Raw genomic sequence first — 23,315 nt, forward strand, 5'->3', positions numbered from 1 at the left:
TCCCATTGGGGGATTGAGAACCGACTCCATTGGGTCTTGGATGTGCTGATGCAGGAGGATCGGGCGCGTAACCGTACCGGCGATGGGCCTCACAATTTCTCCCTCCTACGCCAGATGGCGACTAACTTACTTCGGTACAGCCAGACAAATAAGCATAGTCTCAAAGTACGGCGCAAGCAGGCCGCTTGGTCAACCGATTATCTCGCCGAACTCTTGGAGCCACTCATCCCTCTACAACAATAAAGATTCAAGCGATTGCCCTGATAAATAACCCCGGAAAATATACTATCCAATGGGTTCCTGCTAAAATAACTGCCAGTTCGACCTGGACTCCTGAAGATCAAGCTCGAAAGGATCGTGAATTCCAGATATTCCTTAGTCTTTTCAAACTAATCCCCCTCTTCCTAGCACAAATCAAAGGAAAAACTCCTGCCTAACTCCCTGATTTAACCAAGCACTAACCGCCCTATGACGGTTAGTTGCTAAGCAGAATTATCAAATATTAAAGCACAGATACTTCATTTCTAAGTATTCCTCTATCCCATGCCGCGAACCCTCACGTCCTAACCCTGAATACTTCACCCCACCAAAGGGTGCCACTTCGGTGGAAATCAAGCCGGTATTAATCCCCACCATACCATATTCCAAGGCTTCCGCTACTCGCCAGACTCGGCTCACATCTCGTGCATAAAAATAGGCAGCTAAACCAAATTCGGTCGCATTCGCCATCTGAATCACATCGGCTTCGGTGTCAAATTTAAATAAGGGTGCTAAAGGGCCAAAGGTTTCTTCCCGTGCGACCAACATATCCAGCGTTGCGCCAGTTAATACTGTTGGCTCGAAAAAGGTTTTACCCAAAGCATGGCGATGCCCACCTGTGACTAATGTTGCTCCTTTACTCAGCGCATCCTGTAAATGGCTTTCGACTTTTTGCACCGCGCGTTCATCAATCAAAGGCCCGGTGGTAATACCTGCCTCTAAACCATTGCCGACTTTGAGCTGCTCTACGGCCTGTGTTAGTTTTGCAGCGAATTGATCATAAATACCGGCTTGTACATAAATACGATTAGCGCACACACAGGTTTGTCCGGCATTACGGTATTTAGAAATAATCGCGCCCTGTACCGCTGCATCCACGTCCGCATCGTCAAATACAATAAACGGCGCATTCCCCCCTAATTCTAAAGAGAGCTTTTTGAGTGTAGGCGCACATTGAGCCATCAGCTTCATCCCGACTGCGGTAGAGCCAGTAAAGGATAATTTACGCACCACAGGGCTATTGCAGAGCACATTACCAATCTCAGAGGCTCCGCTCATACCTGCCGTGACAATATTAAACACGCCCGCCGGAATACCGGCTTGGGTAGCTAATTCGGCAAGGGCAAGCGCAGAAAACGGGGTTTGCGAGGCGGGTTTTAAGATCATAGTGCAGCCCGCAGCTAAGGCCGGAGCCGCTTTACGGGTAATCATGGCGGAGGGGAAATTCCACGGAGTAATCGCAGCCGCGACCCCTATCGGTTGTTTAATCACAACGAGACGTTTATCCGCCTGATGTCCGGGGATTGTTTCGCCATAAACACGCTTGGCTTCTTCTGCAAACCATTCGATAAATGAGGCCGCATAGGCAATTTCGCCTTTTGCCTCGGCTAAGGGTTTACCCTGCTCTAGGGTCATGATACGGGCTAGCTCGTCTTGGTTTTGCATCATGAGATTAAACCAAGTGCGAAGTTTACCGGCACGCTCTTTAGCCGTTAAGGCTCGCCAAGCGGGTAGTGCAACCTCAGCCGCTTGAATGGCTTGTTCGGTCTCCGCCGCTCCCATGGCAGGAACGGAGCCTAATTGCTCGCCGGTCGCAGGATTATGCACGGGGTAGGTGTGGTTAGAGTGAGCACTTACCCACTGTCCATTAATAAACGCTTGTTGTTTAAATAGATGACTAGTTGCTAATGACATTATGCTTCATCCTATGAGAGTAAAAATCTTAATTTATCATGATAAATACGATGATGCTTGCAGCCTAACACACTCATTACCTGCCTCATTAGTGATATAATGGATATATTTTCACTCACCATTATAAAGCGGCAAATACCCGTAACAACTACCTACTCCACGACCTAGCGGGTATACAATATTTGGTCTATATTGGGCAACGTGGTTTGGGCATGCAAAGCCAATTGCTGTTACCCAATCTGGATTATCGTTATCAAGTGCTGGATATGTATACAGTGGATTGTAGTCTGCTACTGGCACAAGATACCCCTGAAGCCTTAGTACTCGCCATTTTGTGTGACTTCAAACAGCGTCCTGTGCAGGAAGTGGTCAATTATATTGTCGTGCGTTTGCGCGAGTTAACCGGCGATGATGAAAAAGCCTTTCGTAATTATTATGAAATGTTAGAAACACTTGCCGATAATCGTAACCTACAAGCCAACCTAGATGAGGCCAAACATATGTTAACTCAAGTCGATATTACCCGTTTTTCTACCTATCGTTGGGGCTTTGAGAAAGGGATTGAGCAAGCGCGTGAAGAGCTTCAGCCCTTATTAGATGCGGAAAAACAACGCTTATTACAAGGGGTCAAGCAATTAATTAGTATGAACACCATGAGTCATCAGGCGATTGCTGATTTATTTCAGTTGTCACTAGCCGAAGTTGAGCAGATTGCGGGTTCCACTGCACCCACACAACACTGAAGAGGCAGGAAGCGATATCTTTGCCAATACGAAAACGGAAAACCAATGGAAGAAGTCGTTACCTTATACCGCCCTATTGGTCCTAAAGAATTAGAGTTAGTCAGGCAAAGTGGTTTTACAGCTTGGCCGCCGCGTTTACCCGAACAGCCGATCTTTTACCCCGTAACTAATGAAGAGTATGCGAAACAAATCGCTATTCAATGGAATATTAAAGACAGTGGAGTAGGATATGTGACGCGCTTTCAGGTGCAGAAAGCCTTTATGGAGCGCTACCCTATTCAAAAGGTAGGCGGTGCTATTCACACGGAATGGTGGATTCCAGCCGAAGATTTAGCAGAATTAAATGCTCATATCGTCGGGCTAATTGAGGTTATAGCGGAGTATCGCTAGTACGCACTTAGGGGACTAGTACTAAGTGCTGCATATCCAGTTCAAAATAAACGGTTTCCCCAATTTCGTACTGTTGATGACTAGGTGCTAAAGCCAAAATAGTCGTTTTTTGATCGCTCAATTGTAGCGTATATAAATACTCAGCCCCGCGAAACACTCGCGATATGACCACCGCTTTACGCTCCGCCTTAGCGACCAGACGAATATCATCAGGGCGAATCAATACCTGTAAGGGCATATGCGGGGTCGCCCCCACGGGCAAACTACCCGACACCACACCAACAGCCGTTTGAACGGTATAATTATCAAGTACTTCACCTGCAATCAGCACACCCTGCCCAATAAACTCCGCTACAAATGCATTAGCGGGGCGATGATACAGATGATAGGGATTATCCCATTGCTGCAAGCGCCCTGCTTTTAGCACCCCAATCTCATCGGCCATTGCAAAGGCCTCATGTTGATCATGGGTGACTAAAATGGCGGTCGTTTGCTCTTGTTTTAAAATATCCCGCACTTCTCGCGCCAGTATTTCCCGCAACTCCACATCCTGACTACCAAACGGCTCATCCAGCAGCATAAGCTTAGGTTTAGGTGCTAAAGCTCTAGCTAAGGCAATACGTTGCTGTTGTCCACCCGATAATTCATGTGGATAACGTTTTTGATAACCGGATAAATTAACTAACTCTAATAACTGCTCGATTCGTTTCGTTTGTGCCACTTTACTAAGCTGGCGAATGCCAAAACTAATATTATTAGCAATCGTTAAATGCGGAAATAACGCATAATCCTGAAATACCATCCCGATCTGACGTTTTTCAGGGGGGATATGAATTTGAGGTGAGCTAATAATGGTATCGCCTAAAGCAATTTGACCACTCGTTACCGCCTCAAATCCGGCAATAGCTCGTAATAAGGTCGTTTTACCACAACCACTAGGGCCTAATAAGCAGCCAATTTGCCCATGCTCGACTTGCAAAGACACGTCATGAATGACGACTTGTTGACCATATTGAATAACAATATTTTGAAGACTGAGTTGACTCATGAGCTTGAAGTACCTGCTCGTGAAGTGGCAATAGAACGACTTAATAAAATCACGGGTAAAATGCCTGCAGCCACAATCATTAAAGCAGGCAAACCCGCTTCAGCTAAACGCTCATCTGAGGCTAACTCATAGGCTTTTACCGCTAAGGTATTAAAATTAAAAGGACGCAGAATTAAGGTCGCGGGTAATTCTTTTAATACATCGACAAATACTAAAAGCAAAGCCGTGAGTAATGTTCCTTTCATTAAAGGTAGATGTAAATACCGCAAAACACCGACAGAGCCTAGCCCTAACGAACGCCCTGCATTATCAATCGTCGGTTTAATCTTACCCAGCCCTGCTTCTACGGTTTGTAGGGATACCGCTAAAAAACGTACATTATAGGCATAGAGTAAGGTCAATAAAGAGCCGCTGAAAATCAGACCTACCGAAGTACCCCATACATATTTAGCCAATATATTGAGCTGAGTATCTAACCACGCTAAGGGTATGAGTACCCCAATCGCAATCACAGTTCCGGGAATGGCATAGCCTAGAGCGGCAATGCGAGTGGCTGTTTTTACCATAGGGTCGGGATTAATACGCTTACCATAGCCCAAAATCAGCGCCAAGATTAAAGCAGACAAGGCGGCTAAAGCGGCCAAGATTAAGCTATTAAGCACTAACTCCCAAAAGCTACTATCCAAGGTCAAGTGAGCGGTACTAATACCCCAATACACTAATTGCGCGACAGGAATAATAAACCCTAACGCTAACGGTAAGGCACAGACTAGAAAAGCGCCTATAGCCCACCAACCCTTGAGTTGATATTTAGGAATACGAGAATATTTGCTAGAGGTATGGTGATAGCGGGCGCGTTGTCGTGACCAGAGTTCTAATAAAATCAATACCAACACCAAGGTCATGAGTAAGGCCGCTAATTGAGAAGCTGCTGCATGATCCCCTAAGCCAAACCACGTGCGAAAAATACCCGTAGTGAACGTACTCACCCCAAAGTATTGCACCGTACCAAAATCTGCTACTGTTTCCATGAGTGCCAGTGATAAGCCAGTAATCACCGCAGGACGGGCTAAGGGTAAAGCGACTCGGAAAAAACTTTGCCAACGATTCGCACCTAAGGTACGGCTGACCTCCAGCACACAAATGGATTGCTCCAAAAAGGCCGCACGGGCTAATAAATAGACATAGGGGAATAGGACTAAGGACAACATAGTAATCGCCCCCCCTAAAGAACGTACCTTAGGGAACCAATAATCACCATACCCCCATCCCGTGAGCGAGCGAATCAGGCTCTGTACAGGCCCCGCAAAATCCAACATGCCGGTATAGGTATAGGCAATAATATAGGCGGGCATGGCGAGGGGCAGTAATAAGGCCCACTCAAAAAAACGCTGTGCGGGAAAATCACACATACTCATTAGCCAAGCCGCCGGTATTCCTATGAGCAATACACCGACACTGACACCGAGCATCAGCCATAGGGTATTACTGATGTAGTCCACTAATACCGTGTCAAATAAATGCGCCCACACCTCTGGTGCAGGCACAAAGACATAGCTGAACACCGCAATAATCGGCAATGCGGTAAAGGTAGCCATCCCTATGATGAGGGTGCGCCAAATACCTTTGCTTATTTCCAATTCGCTTTATCCATGATCTTCACGGCTTCAGCATTATTTTTACCTAGCTCAGAAAGATTAAGGCTATCGGCTTTAAACTCCCCCCAACCTTTTAATAAGGCACTAGGACTAACGCCTGCTTTGACAGGGTACTCTTGATTATGCTCAGCATACCAATGCTGTGCTTCATCATGGGTCAAATATTCGAGTAGTTTTACCGCATTGTCTTTATTTTTTGCCGCTTTAGTGACCGCAGCACCACTGATATTAATATGGGTGCCACGTTGCCCCTCACCTTGATCTGGCCAGAAAATAGCAACTTTCTCAGCAGCAGCTTTGTCCTCAGCATTCTCACCACTGAGCATTTGCCCAAAGTAATAGGTATTAGCCAGCGCTAACTCGCATTGACCCGCAGCGGCAGCTTTGATTTGATCACGGTCGCCACCTTCGGGGGGACGCGCAAAATTCTGCACAAAACCAGTCACCCATTTTTCGGTAGCCTCAGCACCTGTGCTCGCAATCATAGAGCCTACGAGGGATTGATTGTAAATATTGTCCGAGCTACGCACGCAGATTTTCCCTTTCCATTTAGGATCGGCTAAATCGGCATAGGTAGAGAGCTGCTCAGGCTTTACCTTGTCTTTAACATAGAAAATAGGACGAGCGCGATAGGTTAAGCCAAACCAGTGATTTTCGGGGTCACGTAGATGCTCAGGAATATTTGCTTTTAGTGCATCTGATGCTATGGCTTGGGTTAATTCCATACTTTTAGCACGATATAGACGTCCCGCATCGGCGGTCATCAGTACATCAGCAGGAGAGTTTTCACCTTCTAACTTAAGGCGCTCAATCAGCGCATCATCTTTACCCGTGACGAGGTTGACTTTAATACCTGTGCTAGTGGTGAATTGATCTAGTATCGGTTTAATCAATTGCTCTTGACGGGAAGAGTAAACATTCACAGCGCCATCCGCCCAAACGGGTGTCGCTAAAACTAATCCCAATACACAACTGAATAGTTTACGCATTAATCCCATGCCTCGAATCGTAGTTAAAACTGAACATGATATTAATGATAACTATTATCATTTGCAACCTAACTTCGATTCATCAGTGGAATTAATTTTCAGCACTTTCTTGTTTGCTTCCCTATCCTACATTTATAGTTAGTTAGGTATACCAAAGTAGTCAGGTATTTCTGAAGCAGTCTTGGCGGCAGGGATGTATTCACAGCGGCTGCGGAAGAAATACCCGATTACCTTGGCTCAGATACTTATAGGCTCTCATCGCTCATATGCTCACCGGCAAACCATAAACGCAAACGTAAGCCCCAGCTCGTACTTAAGCCCACTTCACGAAAGCGAATCATGCCCTCACCATCAATAATATAATAGGTAGGTGTTGCTTTCACTGCGAATTGCCGATGGATATTGCCCTCTTCATCCATAATGGTGGGCCAGCTACTAATACCTTTTTCTTCCATGTAGGCGCGTAATTGCTCTTGATGACTCGCCTGCACTACCGTTAAAACAGAATGATTTTTAGCCAGATCACTAATAGTCGATTGCTGAAACTGACACATAGTACAGTCTGGATACCAAAAATAGAGTAAAAGGGGTTCACCTCGATAATCAATTAACTCTACCCGCTCACCGCTGGTCATTTCGGCCTTAACATTAGGAGCTGCTCCTGTAATTAATTCCGCTTGATTCCAAACCCTAATACCTAGCACGATGAGCAAAATAATCAGTAACTCTACTACCCACCACCAACGTGAGCGTTGTTTAGCAGGCTTAATAAGAGTAGATGAACGGCGCAGCAATAATGACAAATCCTAAAAACCATAATGGCCTCTAGCATAGCATAGGGGTTGTATAGGGAGGTGGGCAAAATATAGCTCATAAAAAGAACAAAGCCACTCTTAATAAGTGGCTTTGCCCTAACCTTAATAGCTATTACGTACTTAAGATAAATTAACTTTGAACATCCACATAAACAGTGGCTTGAGCAGTATTGCCATTTTTATCTTGTACGGTATAGGTAAAAGTATGGCTCTCACAGTAACCATGACGTAAGGTATAGCTGATTGACTTACCATCTTTACTAATCACCGCTGTACCATATTGTGGGGTACTGACATTAATAATAGTCAACCCATCGCCTGTGTCATTAGTCAAGACATTAATAGTTTTTGTATTAGTATCATTCAATACAACGCTAAAGGAGTCGTCTTTTACATTGATAGTACTGGTATTAGTATTACCTGCTACTCCACCTGTGCGATATGTATCAATAGAACGTTTGTGTTGAATATTGTTACGTAATGCACGTTCTACCCATCTTGGTGGTGTTTTAACCAACTCTTGACGCCATACTACCCGTGGAGCGGTACGTACTGTGGTCGTTTTAGTTTCATCAACAACCACGTTTTTATAGCTATTTTGATAGGTGAGATACTCAATATCAACCCGACGGTTCCGGTAACGATGTGCCTCATCATTAGGATACTTAGGATTAGCCTCACCCATACCTTCGGCAAGCAAGGTATTAGGATCAAAACCATTAGAAATGAAATACTCACGTACTGCATTGGCTCGTTTTTCTGAGAGGAATTTATTACTCTCTGCTGTACCTAAATCGCAAGTACTACCCACGATATGAATATTACCTTTTACCCCATTACGCATTTGCGCCATGATACTTTGTAGGCGTTGCTTAGCGGCAGGCAATAGTTCCCATTTACCCCGTGCGAAGAAGGTATCCCCTTCCAGCTCCATGGTGTTTTTCACCATTTTCTGTTCTATTTTTTTGCCCGGAGTCTGAACGACTTTAACCTCACCCGGTATCTCTACACGAACACGTTTATACATTTGATTCGGTTCGTATAAACCATTCGCGCCACCGAATTCATAACGATAACTTAGGCTACCGCGTGCATCATTTTTCTTCTCTTCCTCGGTACCACCCGATTTATTGAGTAACTCAATATTCGCACCGATGCTGTGGGGGGAATCCATAAAGAATTTTTCCACGCCACCCGATACAGTCACTTGAGTAGGACGCTTTTCGTTATCAGCATAGGTTTTACCAAACTCAAGATCCAAGCCACCTTGCACTTGCATCAATTGATTAGGTAAGAAAGTACCTACACGACCACCGACACCATAGTCATAGGGGCGTTCTATAATAGGGGTTTTACCAGAAGTCCCCACTACACGCTCATCGCCCTTAGCAAAACTCGCTTGGCCTGACCAGAACATATTCTGGGTTTCTTGACCATAACCTGCGGTAACTTTTTTATCTTTTTGCTCGTTTTGATCATAAGCACCAAAGACTTTGTGTACCCGACTCACACCGCCAGTGTCATTTTTTCCCACCCAGTTATGATTGATTTTAAGCCCTGCTCCCGTTAGTGCTTTTTCATCCTCATCCTCATTTGGTTTAGGGTTAAAACCAATCCAGCCCTCACCACTAGTGACCGAATCCTTGGTATCAGAAAAAACTTGTGTCCCATCCAAACGCAATTTGTATTGGCTATCAACACTAACGCCAATACGGGTATTTCCGCCCATATAGCTTTTACTACCCCCCGCAGTAGAGGTCGTTTGGGTCTCTAGAAAACCATTGCTATTATTGGCTAATGCTGTGGCTTGAGCCTTTGCATTAGGAGTCGTAGTTCTGATAGTAGTATTCGGGGTCTCTACATAATTATCTTCCAAAGTGAGTACCGAATTAGGCACTCCACCTGCAGCTAACTCATTTGCTAGTACGATAGAAGAACATGATAATAGGGGTAGCAACAGCCATTGTGAAAATGGGTAGCGCTTGGTAATTTTCATAGTTTTCTCGCTATAGTTTTATTATTTTTTTATTGTTATGGACTCAGGGCAGCGCCTATTCCCCTTAGTATAAGCAACTTTATCCCCTGACTTATACCGATTACCGACGAGCGCGGTGTGTTTTGTCTGCTATTCGATAAACGGAATCATCCCCTTAACATGACCGCTGCTCCGATCTCAATCTAACGTTAAGTGCCATATTCCTTTACAATGTTTGACTTGAACAGCTCACTTACTCCTAACGACTTAGCTCTATGAGTACCTAGGACTTGCTTACCCCATGTTGTTCATGGCACCAGAACCACTCATCTAGAGATAAAATATGCTTCGTTTACTGCCTTTTATGCCTCTATTCGGTATTCTGTTATTGATTTATTGGCTATGCGTACAGTTTGGTATTTTTCCCCGTGGCTTAAATATTATCCTTTTTAATATTACTTTACCTTCAGGGCATATTTGGCGGCCTACGTGGGGAGACTTTATGGTTTTGGCTGGTATACTAGTGTTATATATCGAGATATTTAAGTCCACTCGTACTTCAGAAACCACTATTATTGACCACTTACTGTCCACCATAGTATTGATTTTTTATTTAGTATGTTGGCTAATTTATCCGTGGGGAGGTAATTCCGTGTTTTTAATTCTTGCTTGTATGTCTTTTTTGGACGTTATAGCGGGCTTTACGATTACAATTTCCTCAGCACGACGTGACCTAACCATAGGTGGCAAATGACTCTGACCCTATTTTCCCAAACTCAGCGTGAGGTTTGACGCATGTATAAACTGATTACTGGAGTAACTCTGATCACTGCATTGGTAAGCACCGCCATCCATGCAGAAAATCAGTTGCCTAATCCGAATGCTTTACCCAAAGAAGGTATAGCCCCCTCGACTTCCCCGACCTCCCCTCCCAGTGATCTTAATACCAATGGTGTATTTGTTTATCCAATGACCTCCACCCAAGAAATGACTAATGGCGTGAGTGTAGGCCAAGGGAGTGCGGAAGGGGCGGTAGCACCTATGCCTTATGCGATTGGTGTGCCATTTTATCCGCCTTATTATGGCGATGGCTCCACCTCTCCTGATACGGCTCAAACCCCCAATACAGCCAATCCACAGGATACGACGACTACACCTATGTGGGTTCCGGCCTATCCTTATGGTGGCGGGGCATGGCCTACTGACACCATGAATCCCCAAGCTGTCCCCGCCGGTGCGATGTCATTAATGGGTGGACAAGCCACTACTCAAGCTCCACGCTCATCAGGCCTAGAGTTTTCATGGAATGACATTAAGGAAATCCAACAAAACCTCAGTGCTAAAGCTCAGCAAATTGGCGCATTACAGCAAGAATTAAAAACCACTAATGAGACGCTAAGCAATCTCAAGACTCAGCTCAGCAAAACCCAAACGGAGGCAACCGATCTAAGAAATCAATTAAACACCAAAGCCCAAGCGCTGAGTGAGTTACAAGGTTCGGTTGATGGTAAGACTGAAAGCCTCAATACTATTCTCAAGGAAAAAGATGCGGCTCTAGATGATCTGCACAAGGTACTGAGTGCGCAGGATAAAGAGCTTGATGAGCTTAAAACCTTAGTAGTCACTAAAGAAAAAGATATTGCTGATCTAAAGGCAAATTTGGCAACTAAAGAGCAAGAGTGGCTAACCCAGCAAAAAACCCTGAGCGATAGGGTCGCTACCCTTAATATGCAAGTGGGTACTATTCCTGAAATTGCGGCCCAATTTAGTCAAAGTAAGCAACAGCTCTTGGCTAGTCTCGATACCCTGAAAGGCTCAGAGTCACAATGGACGACCGAAAAACAAGACTTAAGTGAGCAAATCAGCGCCCTCACCGCTCAAGTTCATACGATTCCAGAGATTGCCGCTCAAATTACTAAGGTAAGTGAGGAAAAGCAGCAATTACAAACTAATCTGGAAGATATTGAAAAGCAATCCAGCGACCTGATGGCTCAACGTGCCGAACTAGAAAATACGCTTGCTAAGGAACGTGAACAACTCCAAACCCAAGTCAAAGCGCAAGAGCAAACCAGCCAAACGTGGCAACAAGAGCGGGATAAACTCTTAGCTGATTTAACTGAAAAAGATCAAAAGCTACAGGCGTGGACTACAGAAAAACAAGCCCTAACTGCACAGGTCGGTGCCGTTACAGAAGTCGCTAGCGAACTCAATAACTCTCAAACCGCGCAAAAGCAATTAGAGGAGCAGTTAAAACTAGCTGCCACTGAACAACAGCAACTTGCTGAGCAGCTCAAAGTGGCTACGACAGACTCTGATAGCGATTTAGTCGTCGATCCTCGTGATAAATGCCCTAATACCCCCGCCGGTGTACGGGTCGATGCGACGGGTTGTGAGCTAGACACCGATCAAGATGGCGTGGTGGATAGTCTGGATCAATGTGCTTTGACCCCTCAAGGCACTAAGGTGAATGATAAAGGTTGCGAGCTAGATGATGATCAGGATGGTGTAGCTAATAGCCAAGACGCCTGCCCTGAGACAGCAGCCGGTACAAAAGTCGATGCTCTCGGCTGTGAAGTCGATGAGGATAGTGATGGTGTCCCTGATAGTAAAGATCAGTGTTTAGGTACACCTAATACCGTACCTGTTGAGGCCAATGGTTGTGAGCTAGATACGGATAAAGACGGTGTGGTGAATAGCAAAGACCAATGCCCTGCGACTCCAGAGGGTATTAGAGTGGATGCTAAGGGTTGTGAGCCTGACTCTGACCAAGATGGCGTCGTCAATAGTAAGGATAGCTGTGCTGAGACTCCCGTTGGAGCCAAAGTCAATGATCAAGGCTGTGAACTCGATACCGATAAAGATGGTGTGGTCGATAGCAAAGATCAATGCTCAATGACTGCCCCTAATACCAAAGTGGATGAGAAAGGTTGCGACTTAGTATCAGACACGGATGCTGATGGGGTAGCGGATAATGACGATCTTTGCCCAGACACCGCAGCCGGTGCGGCAGTCAATCAGGTCGGTTGTGCTAAAGATGCTAATATTAATCTCAAAGGTGTCAACTTTGAGCGTGGTTCTGATCAATTAACCTCTGAATCCTTACCTATTCTGGACGATGCTGCAGAAGCATTGCGTAAATACCCTGAGCTGAAATTGGAAGTGGATGGACATACTGATAATGTAGGCAATGATGAGAGCAATATGACCCTTTCACAAGCCCGTGCTCAAGCAGTATTAAATTACTTAGTGAGCAAAGGCATTAATGCTGCTAACTTAACCGCTAAGGGCTATGGTGAAACTCAGCCCCTAGTACCCAATACCACTAGTGAAGGTCGAGCACAAAATCGTCGGGTAGAACTTAAAATCCTGCCTTAACTCTTTTCCTAGGGTTATTTATGGAAAATGGCGGGCGCTGAGTCCGCCATTTTTTTATTAGTATTTTTTAAATTAGAAGCCTATGAGCCATTATCAAAACCGCACCAAAAAGCGTTTTGGACAGCATTTCCTACAAGACACTTCGATTATTAATAGCTTAGTCCGTGCTATTTACCCCAAATCAGAACAACAGATTATTGAAATCGGCCCGGGTGGAGGTGCCTTGACGTTTCCACTGTTGGACTATGTTGATCATTTAGAGGTGGTAGAACTAGATCGGGATGTGATCGCATGGTGGCAATCACAAACTGATTTAAACGATAAACTCACTATTCACGCTCAAGATGCCTTAACGATTGATTTTAAAGCGCTTGCTCGCCATGACAAGATTCGTGTGGTAGGTAATCTGCCTTACAATATTTCGACCCCGCTTATTTTTCATTTACTGGAACAAGTGGATGTGATTGAAGATATGCACTTTATGCTGCAGAAGGAGGTGGTAGACCGCCTTGTGGCGGTAGCAGGTAATAAAGATCATGGGCGTATGGCGGTGATGGTGCAGTATTGGTGTGAGACGGAGTTTTTATTTGATGTACCACCGAGTGCCTTTAGCCCTCCCCCTAAAGTCGATTCTGCGGTAGTACGGTTAACACCGCGCCGTGTGATTAAAGACCCCGTACAAAATACGCAAAAGCTCTCTGAATTAGTCGCTCTCGCCTTTGCCCAGCGGCGTAAGACCTTGCGTAATAATCTTAAAAGCATTATTAGTGATGCGGGCTTTGAGGCTTTAGGGATTGATCCGAGTCGGCGGGCGGAAACATTAGAGGTGAGTGACTTTGTGCGGTTGACTAATTATTGGTTAGAGCAAACTGCACTCAGTAAAGCTACGGGCTAGTTATTTACTTTACCGGCCTAGTGGGGTAGGATTGCGAGCCTATCTGGAGAGGTGTCCGAGTGGTTGAAGGAGCACGCCTGGAAAGTGTGTATAGGTTAACCCCTATCAAGGGTTCGAATCCCTTCCTCTCCGCCAAGTATTACTATAAAAATAACGAAGAATAGTAAGAACCTGCATTATAGCGGGTTTTTTTATGCCTACCGTATTTGACTAAGATTTACTTAGTCATTGTCCTTGCTTTAAAATCTTTCTATTCGCGCCTTTAACCCTAGGTCTATTATGCCCACTCCCCTAGAGATTGCTTTAGAACGTATTGAAGCTTGCCGTCAAACCCAAGCCCTCAGCTTGGACTTGAGTGATCTACTATTAGATGAAATCCCGCCTAGTGTGTTTGAGCTGGATTGGTTAGAGGAATTAGACCTTTCCATGCCAATAGAGAAATTTAATAGGCCTAACAGGTTTATCGAGACTATTCCTACAGAAATTGCTCAATTAACTAAGTTGTTACGTTTAAACATAGCATGGCAACGCCTGAGTGATTTAATCCCTCTGCAATCACTCCACCAGTTACAAGAACTCGATTGCTGGAACAATCAGATCACCGACTTAAGCCCTCTGCATTCACTCCATCAGTTACAAATACTCGATTGTAGTTGTAATGAGATTACCGACTTAAGCCCTCTACATTCACTCCTCCAATTACAATCACTCGATTGTGGTGGCAATCAGATCACCGACTTCAGCCCTCTACAATCACTTCACCAGTTACAATCACTCCATTGCAATGACTATCAGATCACTGATTTAAGCCCCCTGCAATCACTCCTCCAGTTACAATCACTCGATTGTAGTTGTAATGAGATTACCGACTTAAGCCCTCTGCAATCACTCCTCCAGTTACAATCACTCAATTGCAGTTACAATCAGATCACCGACTTCAGCCCTCTACATTCACTCCTCCAGTTACAATCACTCGATTGTAGTTGTAATGAGATTACCGACTTAAGCCCTCTGCAATCACTCCTCCAGTTACAATCACTCGATTGTAGTAGGAATAAGATCACCGACTTAAGTCCTCTGCAATCACTCCACCAGTTACAATCACTCGATTGTAGTAGGAATAAGATCACCGACTTAAGTCCTCTGCAATCACTTCACCAGTTACAATCACTCGATTGTACTAACAATAAAATCAACAACTTAATCCATCTGCAATCACTCCACCAGTTAAAAAAACTCCATTGCAGTGGCAATCAGATCACCGACTTAAGTCCTTTTATTGAAACCCTGTTGTCTCCTCGATTCAAGCAACTAACCTTAGCCAAGAACCCCATTGCTTCTATTCCCTCTGTGCTGTTAGGAGACAACAACTACGACAACTGTTATGAAAACTTGCGTCATTACTACCTAGCCTTTCAACAAGGCTTTGAATGGCGGCGTCAACTCAAGATTCAATTCATCGGCAATGGTCGCGTCGGCAAAACTAGCCTAGCCTATGCCCTACAACACAATAAGGCCGCACCTCCGAATATGGAATCCACTCATGGGATTACCATTGAAACCTGCTCCCTCTCCTCTGAGAGTAGCGAGCCTATCACATGGCAACTATGGGACTTTGGTGGGCAAGAAATCTATCATGCTACTCACCGCCTCTTTTTAAGTGATGACTGTTTATATCTCTTAGTGTGGGCAGAGGAGACTGAAGAGCAACCCACAGAAATAAATCACCCTGTGAGCTATTGGCTAGAGGCTATCCATGATTTAGCGCCGAATAGTCCGGTGATTCTAGTCAAAAATCAGATAGATCGCTCAGACAAACACCCTACCCCATATCCTGCTGACTTCAACGCTGACATGCTTGGGGCTGATCAAATTCGCCAAGCCACTAAAATCTCTGCAATACAGTATAAAAATATTAAGGGCTTAAGGGGGATGATTGATGATGTGATTGAAGAACTCGAAGGGCGGGTCTATCTTCAATTACCGCGCTCATGGTTAGCTGTTGAAGAGGCGATTAACCGCTATAAACTCGCTCACCACAAAACTCTAAGTTTTGACACATTTATCACGCTGTGCCAACAGCATCAGATTGATTATGCGAAGTGGTTTGCAGACTACCTACATAAAATAGGAGTCGTGTTTTATCAGTCTAATACCTTTGAAAACCAACTTATCTTAGATCAAAACTGGATCATAGAAGCCGTCTATAAAGTTTTTGATCGTAAGACAGACAAGCGGCAATGGTTACTCAAAAAAGGGGGAAAATTCTCAGGTTTTGAAAGTCAATTGATTTGGCAAAACACCGATGAAGCTGAGCGGGAGGTTTATATTAATTTCATGCGCGATTGTCATATTTGCTATGAAGCAAACCGTGAGCGGGACACTCCCTTTGAAGAGCGCGAATACATTATTCCCGCCCTTTTACCTGAGAAAAATCCGACTGAGAAATTATGGGGCAACGCCCCTAAGGATTGGCAATACATCGTTCACTATGCTTTCTTGCACCATAGTATTATTGAGCGCTTGATTATTCGTCTAGGCGAAACCTATAAACATAATGTCCAACCGTGGCGCAAGGGCATTTACTGCGAAACAGAATGGGGACAAGTGTCCTTAGTGTGCCATACTCCTGACAAACCTCAATCAAATCAAGGCTATCTACAGTTTAGTCTACGCGGATTGTATCAAGAGGATTTACTGGATGCTTTGCGTCATGTAGTAAAACAAATTAGTCCCCACGCTCGTTATGAGGAATGGTTACAGCGTGGGCAAAAGGCGGCTAGTGCTTTACCTAGACTTGAGTAACCGTCAAGCCCTATGCCGCTGTGGACAGTCAAATAATAAACCCTTTTGTGATGGCACCCATGTTGCGGTCAAATATCAAGACGGCATTTCATAACTCTAAAGCGACCTCCTTCAAGCCGAATACCGACTCACAGGTTTGCTTAAACTATCTGTATTCCATTCAAAGCCCTGAGCGGGAAACCAACGATTTAGCACCACCACTAAGGGCGACATCAGCACTAAAGCATATAAAAACGCATTGGGCACATAGAGCTTAAATTGGATTAAAGCAGCCACAATTGCCACCCCTACCCCATACAGCAAACGGGCTAAGGCATGAGCCGGCGTGGTTTTAGGATCAGAGAGCATAAAAAAGGTAAACAACAATAGAGAACCATTATTCATCTGATGCTCTGGAATCGCCCACGGATCACCTAAATACCACGCACGACTAAATAACAAGGCCGCATAACTCAATAAAAAACTGATGGAGACTAACATGGTTTTGCCTCCCACCTGCGGGATGAGTCCTAGTCCTGCCACTAATAAAAATAACCATAACTCATGTCCCCACTTACCTGACGATACCCATACATTGTGCGTCAGTAACAGCACGACCACTATACCTATATTAGAAGGATTAAAAATATGTCGTCCTTCAAAGCGCAAGACAAACTTACTAACAATAGCAATAACGGCGGCTAAACCTAACCACCAAGGGTTTTGGGCAGTGAGTAATAATAAAATCGATAAACTGGTATTGAAGCTACTCAAATATACTGCAGGTAATTGCTTATAAGTCGTGCAAGCCCATTGAGCAATTAATGCACACCCTAATACAATAACAATATGTTGCCAAGCAATAGGAAATTGCAAAAAAACCATTCCCCAACCGAGCAAAGAAACCTGTACCACTAATTGATAATAACGCGGATCAAAGGCCAATAATTTTTGCATTGCACACCCAAGTGAAGCGCCGAATTTTCTTAGTTTAAGCCATCATAGGGAGTGTGACAGATGAATGTGCAAAATGTTTGGAGTATGCAACCTGATAAGTGCAGATAAACACCTTATCCGATTCGTTAGCGACTTTTAAGCCGGGGTTCTACACTCAATACAAGCTCATCTTAAATCATCAACAAAATAAAGGATAAGGATATCCATGCTTAAATTTATTATTATCGCGGCAGTTACTTTAGGCATGCTCGCCCCGCTCTCCCCTCTGCTTGCTAAGGAGCGCATTTATTTACTCGCCGGACAATCCAATATGATGGGGCACGGTAAAACCCATGAACTACCACCACGCTATAAAAGAACCCCACCCAATGTACATTTTTTCTACCAAGGACGCTTAAAGCCGTTAGCCCAGACGACCTACTTTGGCCCCGAAGTCACTTTTGCACATGAGGTTGCACGCGCCTTCCCCAATGACCAGCATATTTTGATCAAAATGGCAGCGACGGGTAGTTCTATTAAACAATGGCAATATGGTCAACCGCTATACTATGGTTTACTCCGCCACTTACAGCTTGCTTTGCCGGAGTATTTTTACCGAGCAACCCCTCCGGTTGAAGCCATTATTTGGATGCAAGGCGAACAAGATGCGCGCAAATGGGTCGATGCACGAAATTACCAAACGCTAGTGTGGCACTTTATTAGTCAGCTACGCAGTGATATTGCTGCACCTAAAAGCCTACTGATTATGGGGCGGGTGAATCCGCGCACGCCCTACTTTAAAATGGTAGGCATGGTACAAAATAGTCAAGCGCAATTAACCCGTACTCTGCCCTATACCCTATTAGTCAATACCGATGGCCTAGGCACCTTACGCGATCGTATTCACTACAGTGCTAAGGGGCAAATGGAACTAGGGCGACGCATGGCACGCGCCTATATTCGGTCGCGACGCTAGATGCTGCACCTATAGTAGACTAAGCCCTTAAGACGCTTAGTCTAGGTATTAAACCATTGATTATAGCGAGCTTGGGCTTGAGCCTTGACTTCATCATCAATATAACTAGCCACAAGACCTAGCGCGACGGTTAAGACACCCATATCATCCATATATCCTACGACGGGCGTAATATCCGGTACAAAATCAATCAAGCTAATAAAATATCCTAAGGCTCCATAGATAGTCGTTTTTGCCCACACAGGTAGATCTTTACGGCGTGAGGCATAAAATAACTGTAATACCTTTAAAATTAACTCGCGCCCCGCACCTTTGGCAAACTGCGCTAACTTACTCCATAAACCAGCCTCAGAATAATGCTGCTCAAACTGCTGATAGGGTTTGGGTAACATAAACACTCCCCTTTAAATGGTTGCAATACTTAGTCTAATGAGTATAAACCAAGGCTGATATAGGCTATGTAATTACCCCATTATGCTGTAGTTAGGCTCCTTAGCTGTGCAGCTCTCCATGGTTGAGTCTGCACAAAAAATCCAGCTTAGCCGGATATCTTTTGCAATTTTCAAAGTCAAAATAACTAGGTATACCCAAGTACTTAACAATAAGAATGAAGGAGTCGCTGTGAAAATATTCGGTCGTGCATTACGTCAAACTATACTGGGTTTATTACTCATACTTAGCCCTACGTTATGGGCGCTGAATCATTGGACGGATACTATTTTCACCCCACCACGCCGCCCTCTCTTACCCTATCATCAAGAACGGCTGAATAATCCCACCCACTTCGCTCTCAAAATCCAAAGCTATGGTTGCTTACAGGGTAAAGCGCCTTGTTTAATTGTTGAAAGCGATCCCCATTACATCAGCAATATTGGTAAACGAATTCGTCGACAGGTAGGCAATCAAAATCCAAACCTTGCACCGTATGGCAAAACGCTAGGAACAGTAGTGCTATTACACGGACGTAAAGGACGCAAAGAAGATTTATTACCCGTCGCGGAGCGTTTTGCTGCGTTAGGCTTACGGTGCTTGCTGATTGACCTACCCGCACATGGCGCTAGTCCTTTGCGAGAAACGTATTTTGGAGCAACTCCGTTTGAGCGCCAACTCCCCCGCTTAGCCTTTGAAGATGCGGCACGACAGTTTAATTGGCCTAAGCAGCCTGCATTCTTATGGGGCATATCCATGGGTGGGGCTTTTGCAGTAGCTGCTGCAAGTGAAACACCGAATTATTGGAATAGTTTAATTGTAGTCAGTAGCTTTGATCAGATGGAGCGTATTATGTTGGAGAAAATACCCCAGCGTTTACAGTTTGCGGGTATTTGGGCACGAGCCGCGATTGATCAAATTCGATACTTTAGGGGTAAAACGGTTGTCAGTACTATCACCCCCGCACAATGGGCGCAGCATATTCAAACACCAACCTTAGTGGTACATGGCGACCATGATCAACTCATTGGCGTCAAACAAGGGCAATCCCTTTATGAAGCGGTCGGCAGCTCACAAAAGCGCTGGGTCACGGTAGCAGGCGCGGGGCATCGATCCGTTTTATCAACCCCCATGCCGTTATATGCTGAAATGGGTAGCTGGTTACTTAAGCATCTTTAGGGGCTTGCATGACAAATACATCGCATTTGGCATGTTTGACAATGCTTTCGGCAGTAGATCCCATCATAAAACCGATTAAACCCTTTTTAGCACTATGTCCGGTGAGGATCAGGTCTACCTCATGGTCTGCTACATATTCCATAATACTGTCATAGGGCAAGCCTTCAGCAATTTCGAGCACTACCTCAGAACTTAACTCTAATTGCTTGGCTAAATCGGCTAATTGCTTTTGAGCATCATCAATTAGTTTGGCTTGCAGCTCAGGCTCAATCGTAATACTCGGCACATCACCAAAGGCTTGCGCAGTAAGGGGCAAATCCTGCACTACATGCAATAAGGTGAGACGGCTTTGATAGTGAGCGGCGAGTTCTTTACCACGATTAATCAAACGTGGGCTTACAGGGGAAAAGTCGACTGGAACTAAAACGTGCTGATACGCTTTCATGGCAATCTCCTTAGCTTGAGGGTAAGAATTATAGTTATCTTACCCTCATACTAACGCAATCTCAGCAAACTACCATGATAAATCTCTATTTACCCTTGAGGTTTCGGACAATTAGCATAAACAGCCCAAGAAACACTCAAATTTGAAAAAGGGATTTAATCAAAAAATCTTGCGAAACTGGCTACAGGTTCTCTAGGAGTACGATAGCTATTCACTAAAGCATCCATATCAGGATAGCCCAATGCCATACCTGCCAGGAGTATTTCATTATCACTATAACCCAATTGCTCTCTCACAATTTGCGGAAACTCACCTAAGGCGGCTTGTGGGCAAGTGGCTAAACCCTTTTCTAGAGCGGCTAACATAATGGATTGCAAAAACATACCGTAATCCATATAAGACCCGGTCTCCATCACTTTGTCCATGAAAAATAACAACATAACGGGAGCATCAAAGGCTCGATAATTAGCCGCCCACTGATCTAATTGGCGTTGCTTATCTTCGCGTTTAATCTCCAAAGTACTATACATTTGCAAACCACACGCTCTGCGCCGATCAATATAGGGAGAGACCCAGTTATCAGGATAATACTTATACTCCATAGTCTTAGGCTGATTAGTGCGGAATGCGGTTTCAATAGCGGACTGGAGTTTTATTTTAGACTCACCCGACACAACGGCTACACGCCACGGCTGAGTATTAGTACCTGAGGGTGCGGTAGAGGCTAAGGTTAAAATCTCTTCAATGACTGCCTTATCAACCGCTTGAGGCAAAAATGCACGAATCGATTGCCGTGTACGTAAAGCGTCTGCTACCTTCATTCCCTTGCTCCAGATTTTGTTGAGGTGTTAATCATACTAACGAATATCACTCCTCGCCATATCCTTTCTTAATGAACTAGTTTTAGCTAGCTACTTAATTAGTCTCATATTATTGACTCGGATGAAATTTTCCAAGCTATTTCATGGGTAGTAATTTTATTAGATATTGGGTTGCATGATTGAGGCAACTGGGTGGGATATTGTAAGAATCGACTAAGCACAACACACACCTGCAATATAGGTGTGGTTGGCTCTGTCATGAAAACTCCTCCTAGCGAGTTACCCTTACGTAAATGTCATAGTGACGTTTACGTAAGGGTAACTGGTGGGTATAAGATAATTAAAACCACCTGAACGGTCAACAAAAATTAGAAGAAATCCGAGAGTTTTAAGAGGATATTCGATAAGCTGCAAAGAAAAAGCCCTCTTGCGAGGGCTAATACGACATTCAGAAGAGAAAAGGAGGTTAAAACTTACAATTACATACGCTCTAAACGTTGTTGCATGTTTTTAATTTGCTCTTGCATACGTTGTTTACGCTCATTCTGTAGTGACTGAAATTTAGTCGCTTGATCCGGCGTCAACAGTTTCACTAAGCTATCTTTAGAGGCTTGGCGGAATTGATCCATTTGTGCTTGTTGATCCTTCATAATGGCTTGTACTTGAGTCACTTGCTCAGGTGTTAGTTTTAAGTCATCTGTTAAACGACTGACCATGCGATCACCACCTGCACCCGGCCCGCGTGGACCACCTTTGCCTGCGAAGTCAGGGCCGCCATGACCGCGTCCTTTATGTCCATCAAAACCATGTCCACCGTGACCACGACCTTCGTGATGTCCTCTGAACTCACCGCGACCACCTTTGCCCTCTGCCATGCGTTTTTCACGCTCTGCCCGACGTTGTTCCATTTTATCGGTCATTTCTTTAAACTTAGTAGCCTGATCCGCTGTCAAGATTTGAGCAATACGCGCTTGAGTAGCGGTATGCGCGGCATCCATTTGCTTACGTTGCTCATCACGCATGGTTTTTAATTGTTCCATTTGAGCGTCAGTTAAGCTCAGTTGTGACTGTAAATGTGACATCGGGCCACCTTTACCACCACGCGGGCCACCCATGCCATCACGATCTGCCATTACTGCTGAAGTACCTAAAGCTAATGCTACTAAAACGGTCATTACTAATTTTTTCATCATATTATCCTTTCGAGTAATTAAGTTTGTTTAAGTTAATGTTGTTCTTGTTTGTATGAGTGCATAGTACAGCTCAATTACGCAGCAAATCGGATACAAATGTGCAAATCTAAAGGAACTGATAAATTCGTGACTTATCCTAAAAAAATCTATCGATCACGATGAGTTAGCCGAATACTTTCACATGAAATAACTTGACTATAAATAGTATAACTATATGGTTTTTATTTATTTTTATAGCAAGAGGTGTAACTAAAAGGGTATTAAAGCGTTTCAGAATGACGGCTTACCTGCTAACTAGATGACTAATTAGGCAGGTGTTACCTTTCTTAGAATAATTAACTAGCCGGTGCAGACTCTAGTTGTCTAATACGTTCTTGAGATAATAAATCTTCTGCCATTTCTTCTCCCTTAGCACGGCGTGCAGCTTCACGCTTATTAATTTCAGCACGAAGCTTTTGAGCCTGTTCGGGATTACAAGTGACGTGTTCAATGACTAACACTTCTTTAATACGTTTAGGTTTAGCAACCGCGACCGTAGTCGTCTCAGTTGCTACAGCAGTAGTCGCCGGCTCTGGTGGTGGTGCAGACTCACAGCCTGTCAATAAGGCTGCACTCAATGCTAGGCCTATTAAATTAACTAGTTTAAACAAGGAATTTTGCGCCATTGTTATTGCTCTCGAATCGCGGAAATAAAACACACATGTTAACGGG

General features: G+C 44.4%; 20 protein-coding genes, 1 tRNA gene and 1 pseudogene. 10 read left to right on the forward strand and 12 right to left on the reverse strand.

Translation table 11 applies throughout. From position 1 onward, the window contains the following. Positions 1 to 243 (forward strand): annotated as a pseudogene (locus A3IK_RS0100005) (ISAs1 family transposase); the annotation flags it as partial. Positions 244 to 495: 252 nt separating this feature from the next. Here the strand turns inward: A3IK_RS0100005 and gabD are convergent. Continuing rightward, complete coding sequence (gene gabD, locus A3IK_RS0100010) at positions 496 to 1,953, reverse strand: NADP-dependent succinate-semialdehyde dehydrogenase (protein WP_020557899.1); 1,458 nt, start codon at positions 1,951 to 1,953, stop codon at positions 496 to 498. Between the two features lie 212 nt (positions 1,954 to 2,165). Between gabD and A3IK_RS18020 the strand changes: the two genes are divergently transcribed. Together A3IK_RS18020 and A3IK_RS0100020 are read left to right on the forward strand one after the other, a co-directional pair. Beyond that, a complete protein-coding gene (locus A3IK_RS18020; protein ID WP_245539435.1) occupies positions 2,166 to 2,696 on the forward strand; it encodes a hypothetical protein in 531 nt (176 codons plus the stop codon). A 45-nt stretch (positions 2,697 to 2,741) separates the two neighbouring features. After that, positions 2,742 to 3,086 (forward strand): hypothetical protein, encoded by a 345-nt coding sequence (locus tag A3IK_RS0100020; protein ID WP_020557901.1) that lies wholly within the window; start codon positions 2,742 to 2,744, stop codon positions 3,084 to 3,086. A gap of 7 nt (positions 3,087 to 3,093) precedes the next feature. Here A3IK_RS0100020 and A3IK_RS0100025 read toward each other — a convergent pair whose 3' ends face one another. The 5 genes from A3IK_RS0100025 to A3IK_RS19970 form a co-directional block, all read right to left on the reverse strand. After that, complete coding sequence (locus tag A3IK_RS0100025) at positions 3,094 to 4,134, reverse strand: ABC transporter ATP-binding protein (RefSeq protein ID WP_020557902.1); 1,041 nt, start codon at positions 4,132 to 4,134, stop codon at positions 3,094 to 3,096. After that, on the reverse strand, positions 4,131 to 5,732 hold the full coding sequence (locus A3IK_RS0100030; protein WP_083915644.1) for an ABC transporter permease: 1,602 nt from the start codon (positions 5,730 to 5,732) through the stop codon (positions 4,131 to 4,133). Before A3IK_RS0100030 ends, A3IK_RS0100025 begins: the two co-directional genes overlap by 4 nt. Positions 5,733 to 5,764: 32 nt before the next feature. Next, complete coding sequence (locus A3IK_RS0100035; RefSeq protein ID WP_020557904.1) at positions 5,765 to 6,790, reverse strand: Fe(3+) ABC transporter substrate-binding protein; 1,026 nt, start codon at positions 6,788 to 6,790, stop codon at positions 5,765 to 5,767. A gap of 236 nt (positions 6,791 to 7,026) precedes the next feature. Beyond that, entirely contained in the window at positions 7,027 to 7,575 is a 549-nt protein-coding gene (locus A3IK_RS0100040; RefSeq protein ID WP_020557905.1) for a redoxin domain-containing protein, read from the reverse strand. Between the two features lie 151 nt (positions 7,576 to 7,726). After that, on the reverse strand, positions 7,727 to 9,592 hold the full coding sequence (locus A3IK_RS19970) for an OmpA family protein (protein ID WP_020557906.1): 1,866 nt from the start codon (positions 9,590 to 9,592) through the stop codon (positions 7,727 to 7,729). A 774-nt stretch (positions 9,593 to 10,366) separates the two neighbouring features. Here A3IK_RS19970 and A3IK_RS19975 point away from each other — a divergent pair. The 5 genes from A3IK_RS19975 (at position 10,367) to A3IK_RS21865 (ending at position 16,740) form a co-directional block, all read left to right on the forward strand. Next, positions 10,367 to 12,946 carry a thrombospondin type 3 repeat-containing protein gene (locus A3IK_RS19975; protein ID WP_020557908.1) on the forward strand — a complete coding sequence of 860 codons (2,580 nt, stop codon included), beginning with the start codon at positions 10,367 to 10,369 and terminating at the stop codon, positions 12,944 to 12,946. An 82-nt stretch (positions 12,947 to 13,028) separates the two neighbouring features. Further along, entirely contained in the window at positions 13,029 to 13,841 is an 813-nt protein-coding gene (gene rsmA / locus A3IK_RS0100060; RefSeq protein ID WP_020557909.1) for a 16S rRNA (adenine(1518)-N(6)/adenine(1519)-N(6))-dimethyltransferase RsmA, read from the forward strand. Positions 13,842 to 13,886: 45 nt separating this feature from the next. Beyond that, positions 13,887 to 13,976, forward strand: a tRNA-Ser gene (locus A3IK_RS0100065). 144 nt (positions 13,977 to 14,120) lie between these two features. Continuing rightward, on the forward strand, positions 14,121 to 16,646 hold the full coding sequence (locus A3IK_RS0100070) for a leucine-rich repeat domain-containing protein (protein WP_020557910.1): 2,526 nt from the start codon (positions 14,121 to 14,123) through the stop codon (positions 16,644 to 16,646). Continuing rightward, positions 16,588 to 16,740, forward strand: coding sequence for a CDGSH iron-sulfur domain-containing protein (locus A3IK_RS21865; protein WP_083915635.1), 153 nt, complete (start codon positions 16,588 to 16,590; stop codon positions 16,738 to 16,740). Before A3IK_RS0100070 ends, A3IK_RS21865 begins: the two co-directional genes overlap by 59 nt. Before the next feature lie 17 nt (positions 16,741 to 16,757). Here the strand turns inward: A3IK_RS21865 and A3IK_RS0100075 are convergent, their stop codons facing one another. Next, a complete protein-coding gene (locus A3IK_RS0100075) occupies positions 16,758 to 17,582 on the reverse strand; it encodes an RnfABCDGE type electron transport complex subunit D (RefSeq protein ID WP_020557911.1) in 825 nt (274 codons plus the stop codon). 205 nt (positions 17,583 to 17,787) lie between these two features. Here A3IK_RS0100075 and A3IK_RS0100080 point away from each other — a divergent pair, with 205 nt between their 5' ends. Continuing rightward, positions 17,788 to 18,537: a sialate O-acetylesterase gene (locus tag A3IK_RS0100080; protein WP_020557912.1), complete on the forward strand. Its 750-nt coding sequence runs from the start codon at positions 17,788 to 17,790 to the stop codon at positions 18,535 to 18,537. Positions 18,538 to 18,578: 41 nt separating this feature from the next. Here A3IK_RS0100080 and A3IK_RS0100085 read toward each other — a convergent pair whose 3' ends face one another. Next, positions 18,579 to 18,929, reverse strand: coding sequence for a YkvA family protein (locus A3IK_RS0100085; RefSeq protein ID WP_020557913.1), 351 nt, complete (start codon positions 18,927 to 18,929; stop codon positions 18,579 to 18,581). A 229-nt stretch (positions 18,930 to 19,158) separates the two neighbouring features. Here A3IK_RS0100085 and A3IK_RS0100090 point away from each other — a divergent pair, with 229 nt between their 5' ends. Continuing rightward, positions 19,159 to 20,145 carry an alpha/beta hydrolase gene (locus A3IK_RS0100090; RefSeq protein ID WP_020557914.1) on the forward strand — a complete coding sequence of 329 codons (987 nt, stop codon included), beginning with the start codon at positions 19,159 to 19,161 and terminating at the stop codon, positions 20,143 to 20,145. Here the strand turns inward: A3IK_RS0100090 and A3IK_RS0100095 are convergent. From A3IK_RS0100095 to A3IK_RS0100110, 4 genes are all read right to left on the reverse strand, one after another. Beyond that, positions 20,132 to 20,590 carry a universal stress protein gene (locus A3IK_RS0100095; protein ID WP_020557915.1) on the reverse strand — a complete coding sequence of 153 codons (459 nt, stop codon included), beginning with the start codon at positions 20,588 to 20,590 and terminating at the stop codon, positions 20,132 to 20,134. The genes A3IK_RS0100090 and A3IK_RS0100095 overlap by 14 nt on opposite strands. Before the next feature lie 155 nt (positions 20,591 to 20,745). Then, positions 20,746 to 21,411, reverse strand: a complete 666-nt coding sequence (locus A3IK_RS0100100; protein ID WP_020557916.1) for a nitroreductase — start codon at positions 21,409 to 21,411, stop codon at positions 20,746 to 20,748. Positions 21,412 to 21,890: 479 nt separating this feature from the next. After that, positions 21,891 to 22,604: a hypothetical protein gene (locus A3IK_RS0100105; RefSeq protein WP_162596593.1), complete on the reverse strand. Its 714-nt coding sequence runs from the start codon at positions 22,602 to 22,604 to the stop codon at positions 21,891 to 21,893. 335 nt (positions 22,605 to 22,939) lie between these two features. Next, positions 22,940 to 23,269 (reverse strand): hypothetical protein, encoded by a 330-nt coding sequence (locus A3IK_RS0100110; RefSeq protein ID WP_020557918.1) that lies wholly within the window; start codon positions 23,267 to 23,269, stop codon positions 22,940 to 22,942. Positions 23,270 to 23,315 lie beyond the last annotated feature (46 nt).

Source organism: Thiofilum flexile DSM 14609 (assembly GCF_000380185.1).
Classification (GTDB): Bacteria; Pseudomonadota; Gammaproteobacteria; order Thiotrichales; family Thiotrichaceae; genus Thiofilum; species Thiofilum flexile.

Bases quoted from the DNA above. Each gene is read 5' to 3' on its own strand.
- gabD (WP_020557899.1), bottom strand. From the start codon at position 1,953: ATGTCATTAGCAACTAGTCATCTATTTAAACAACAAGCGTTTATTAAT.
- A3IK_RS18020 (WP_245539435.1), top strand. From the start codon at position 2,166: ATGCAAAGCCAATTGCTGTTACCCAATCTGGATTATCGTTATCAAGTG.
- A3IK_RS0100020 (WP_020557901.1), top strand. From the start codon at position 2,742: ATGGAAGAAGTCGTTACCTTATACCGCCCTATTGGTCCTAAAGAATTA.
- A3IK_RS0100025 (WP_020557902.1), bottom strand. From the start codon at position 4,134: ATGAGTCAACTCAGTCTTCAAAATATTGTTATTCAATATGGTCAACAA.
- A3IK_RS0100030 (WP_083915644.1), bottom strand. From the start codon at position 5,732: ATGGCTACCTTTACCGCATTGCCGATTATTGCGGTGTTCAGCTATGTC.
- A3IK_RS0100035 (WP_020557904.1), bottom strand. From the start codon at position 6,790: ATGGGATTAATGCGTAAACTATTCAGTTGTGTATTGGGATTAGTTTTA.
- A3IK_RS19970 (WP_020557906.1), bottom strand. From the start codon at position 9,592: ATGAAAATTACCAAGCGCTACCCATTTTCACAATGGCTGTTGCTACCC.
- A3IK_RS19975 (WP_020557908.1), top strand. From the start codon at position 10,367: ATGTATAAACTGATTACTGGAGTAACTCTGATCACTGCATTGGTAAGC.
- rsmA (WP_020557909.1), top strand. From the start codon at position 13,029: ATGAGCCATTATCAAAACCGCACCAAAAAGCGTTTTGGACAGCATTTC.
- A3IK_RS0100070 (WP_020557910.1), top strand. From the start codon at position 14,121: ATGCCCACTCCCCTAGAGATTGCTTTAGAACGTATTGAAGCTTGCCGT.
- A3IK_RS21865 (WP_083915635.1), top strand. From the start codon at position 16,588: ATGAGGAATGGTTACAGCGTGGGCAAAAGGCGGCTAGTGCTTTACCTA.
- A3IK_RS0100075 (WP_020557911.1), bottom strand. From the start codon at position 17,582: ATGCAAAAATTATTGGCCTTTGATCCGCGTTATTATCAATTAGTGGTA.
- A3IK_RS0100080 (WP_020557912.1), top strand. From the start codon at position 17,788: ATGCTTAAATTTATTATTATCGCGGCAGTTACTTTAGGCATGCTCGCC.
- A3IK_RS0100085 (WP_020557913.1), bottom strand. From the start codon at position 18,929: ATGTTACCCAAACCCTATCAGCAGTTTGAGCAGCATTATTCTGAGGCT.
- A3IK_RS0100095 (WP_020557915.1), bottom strand. From the start codon at position 20,590: ATGAAAGCGTATCAGCACGTTTTAGTTCCAGTCGACTTTTCCCCTGTA.
- A3IK_RS0100100 (WP_020557916.1), bottom strand. From the start codon at position 21,411: ATGAAGGTAGCAGACGCTTTACGTACACGGCAATCGATTCGTGCATTT.
- A3IK_RS0100105 (WP_162596593.1), bottom strand. From the start codon at position 22,604: ATGATGAAAAAATTAGTAATGACCGTTTTAGTAGCATTAGCTTTAGGT.
- A3IK_RS0100110 (WP_020557918.1), bottom strand. From the start codon at position 23,269: ATGGCGCAAAATTCCTTGTTTAAACTAGTTAATTTAATAGGCCTAGCA.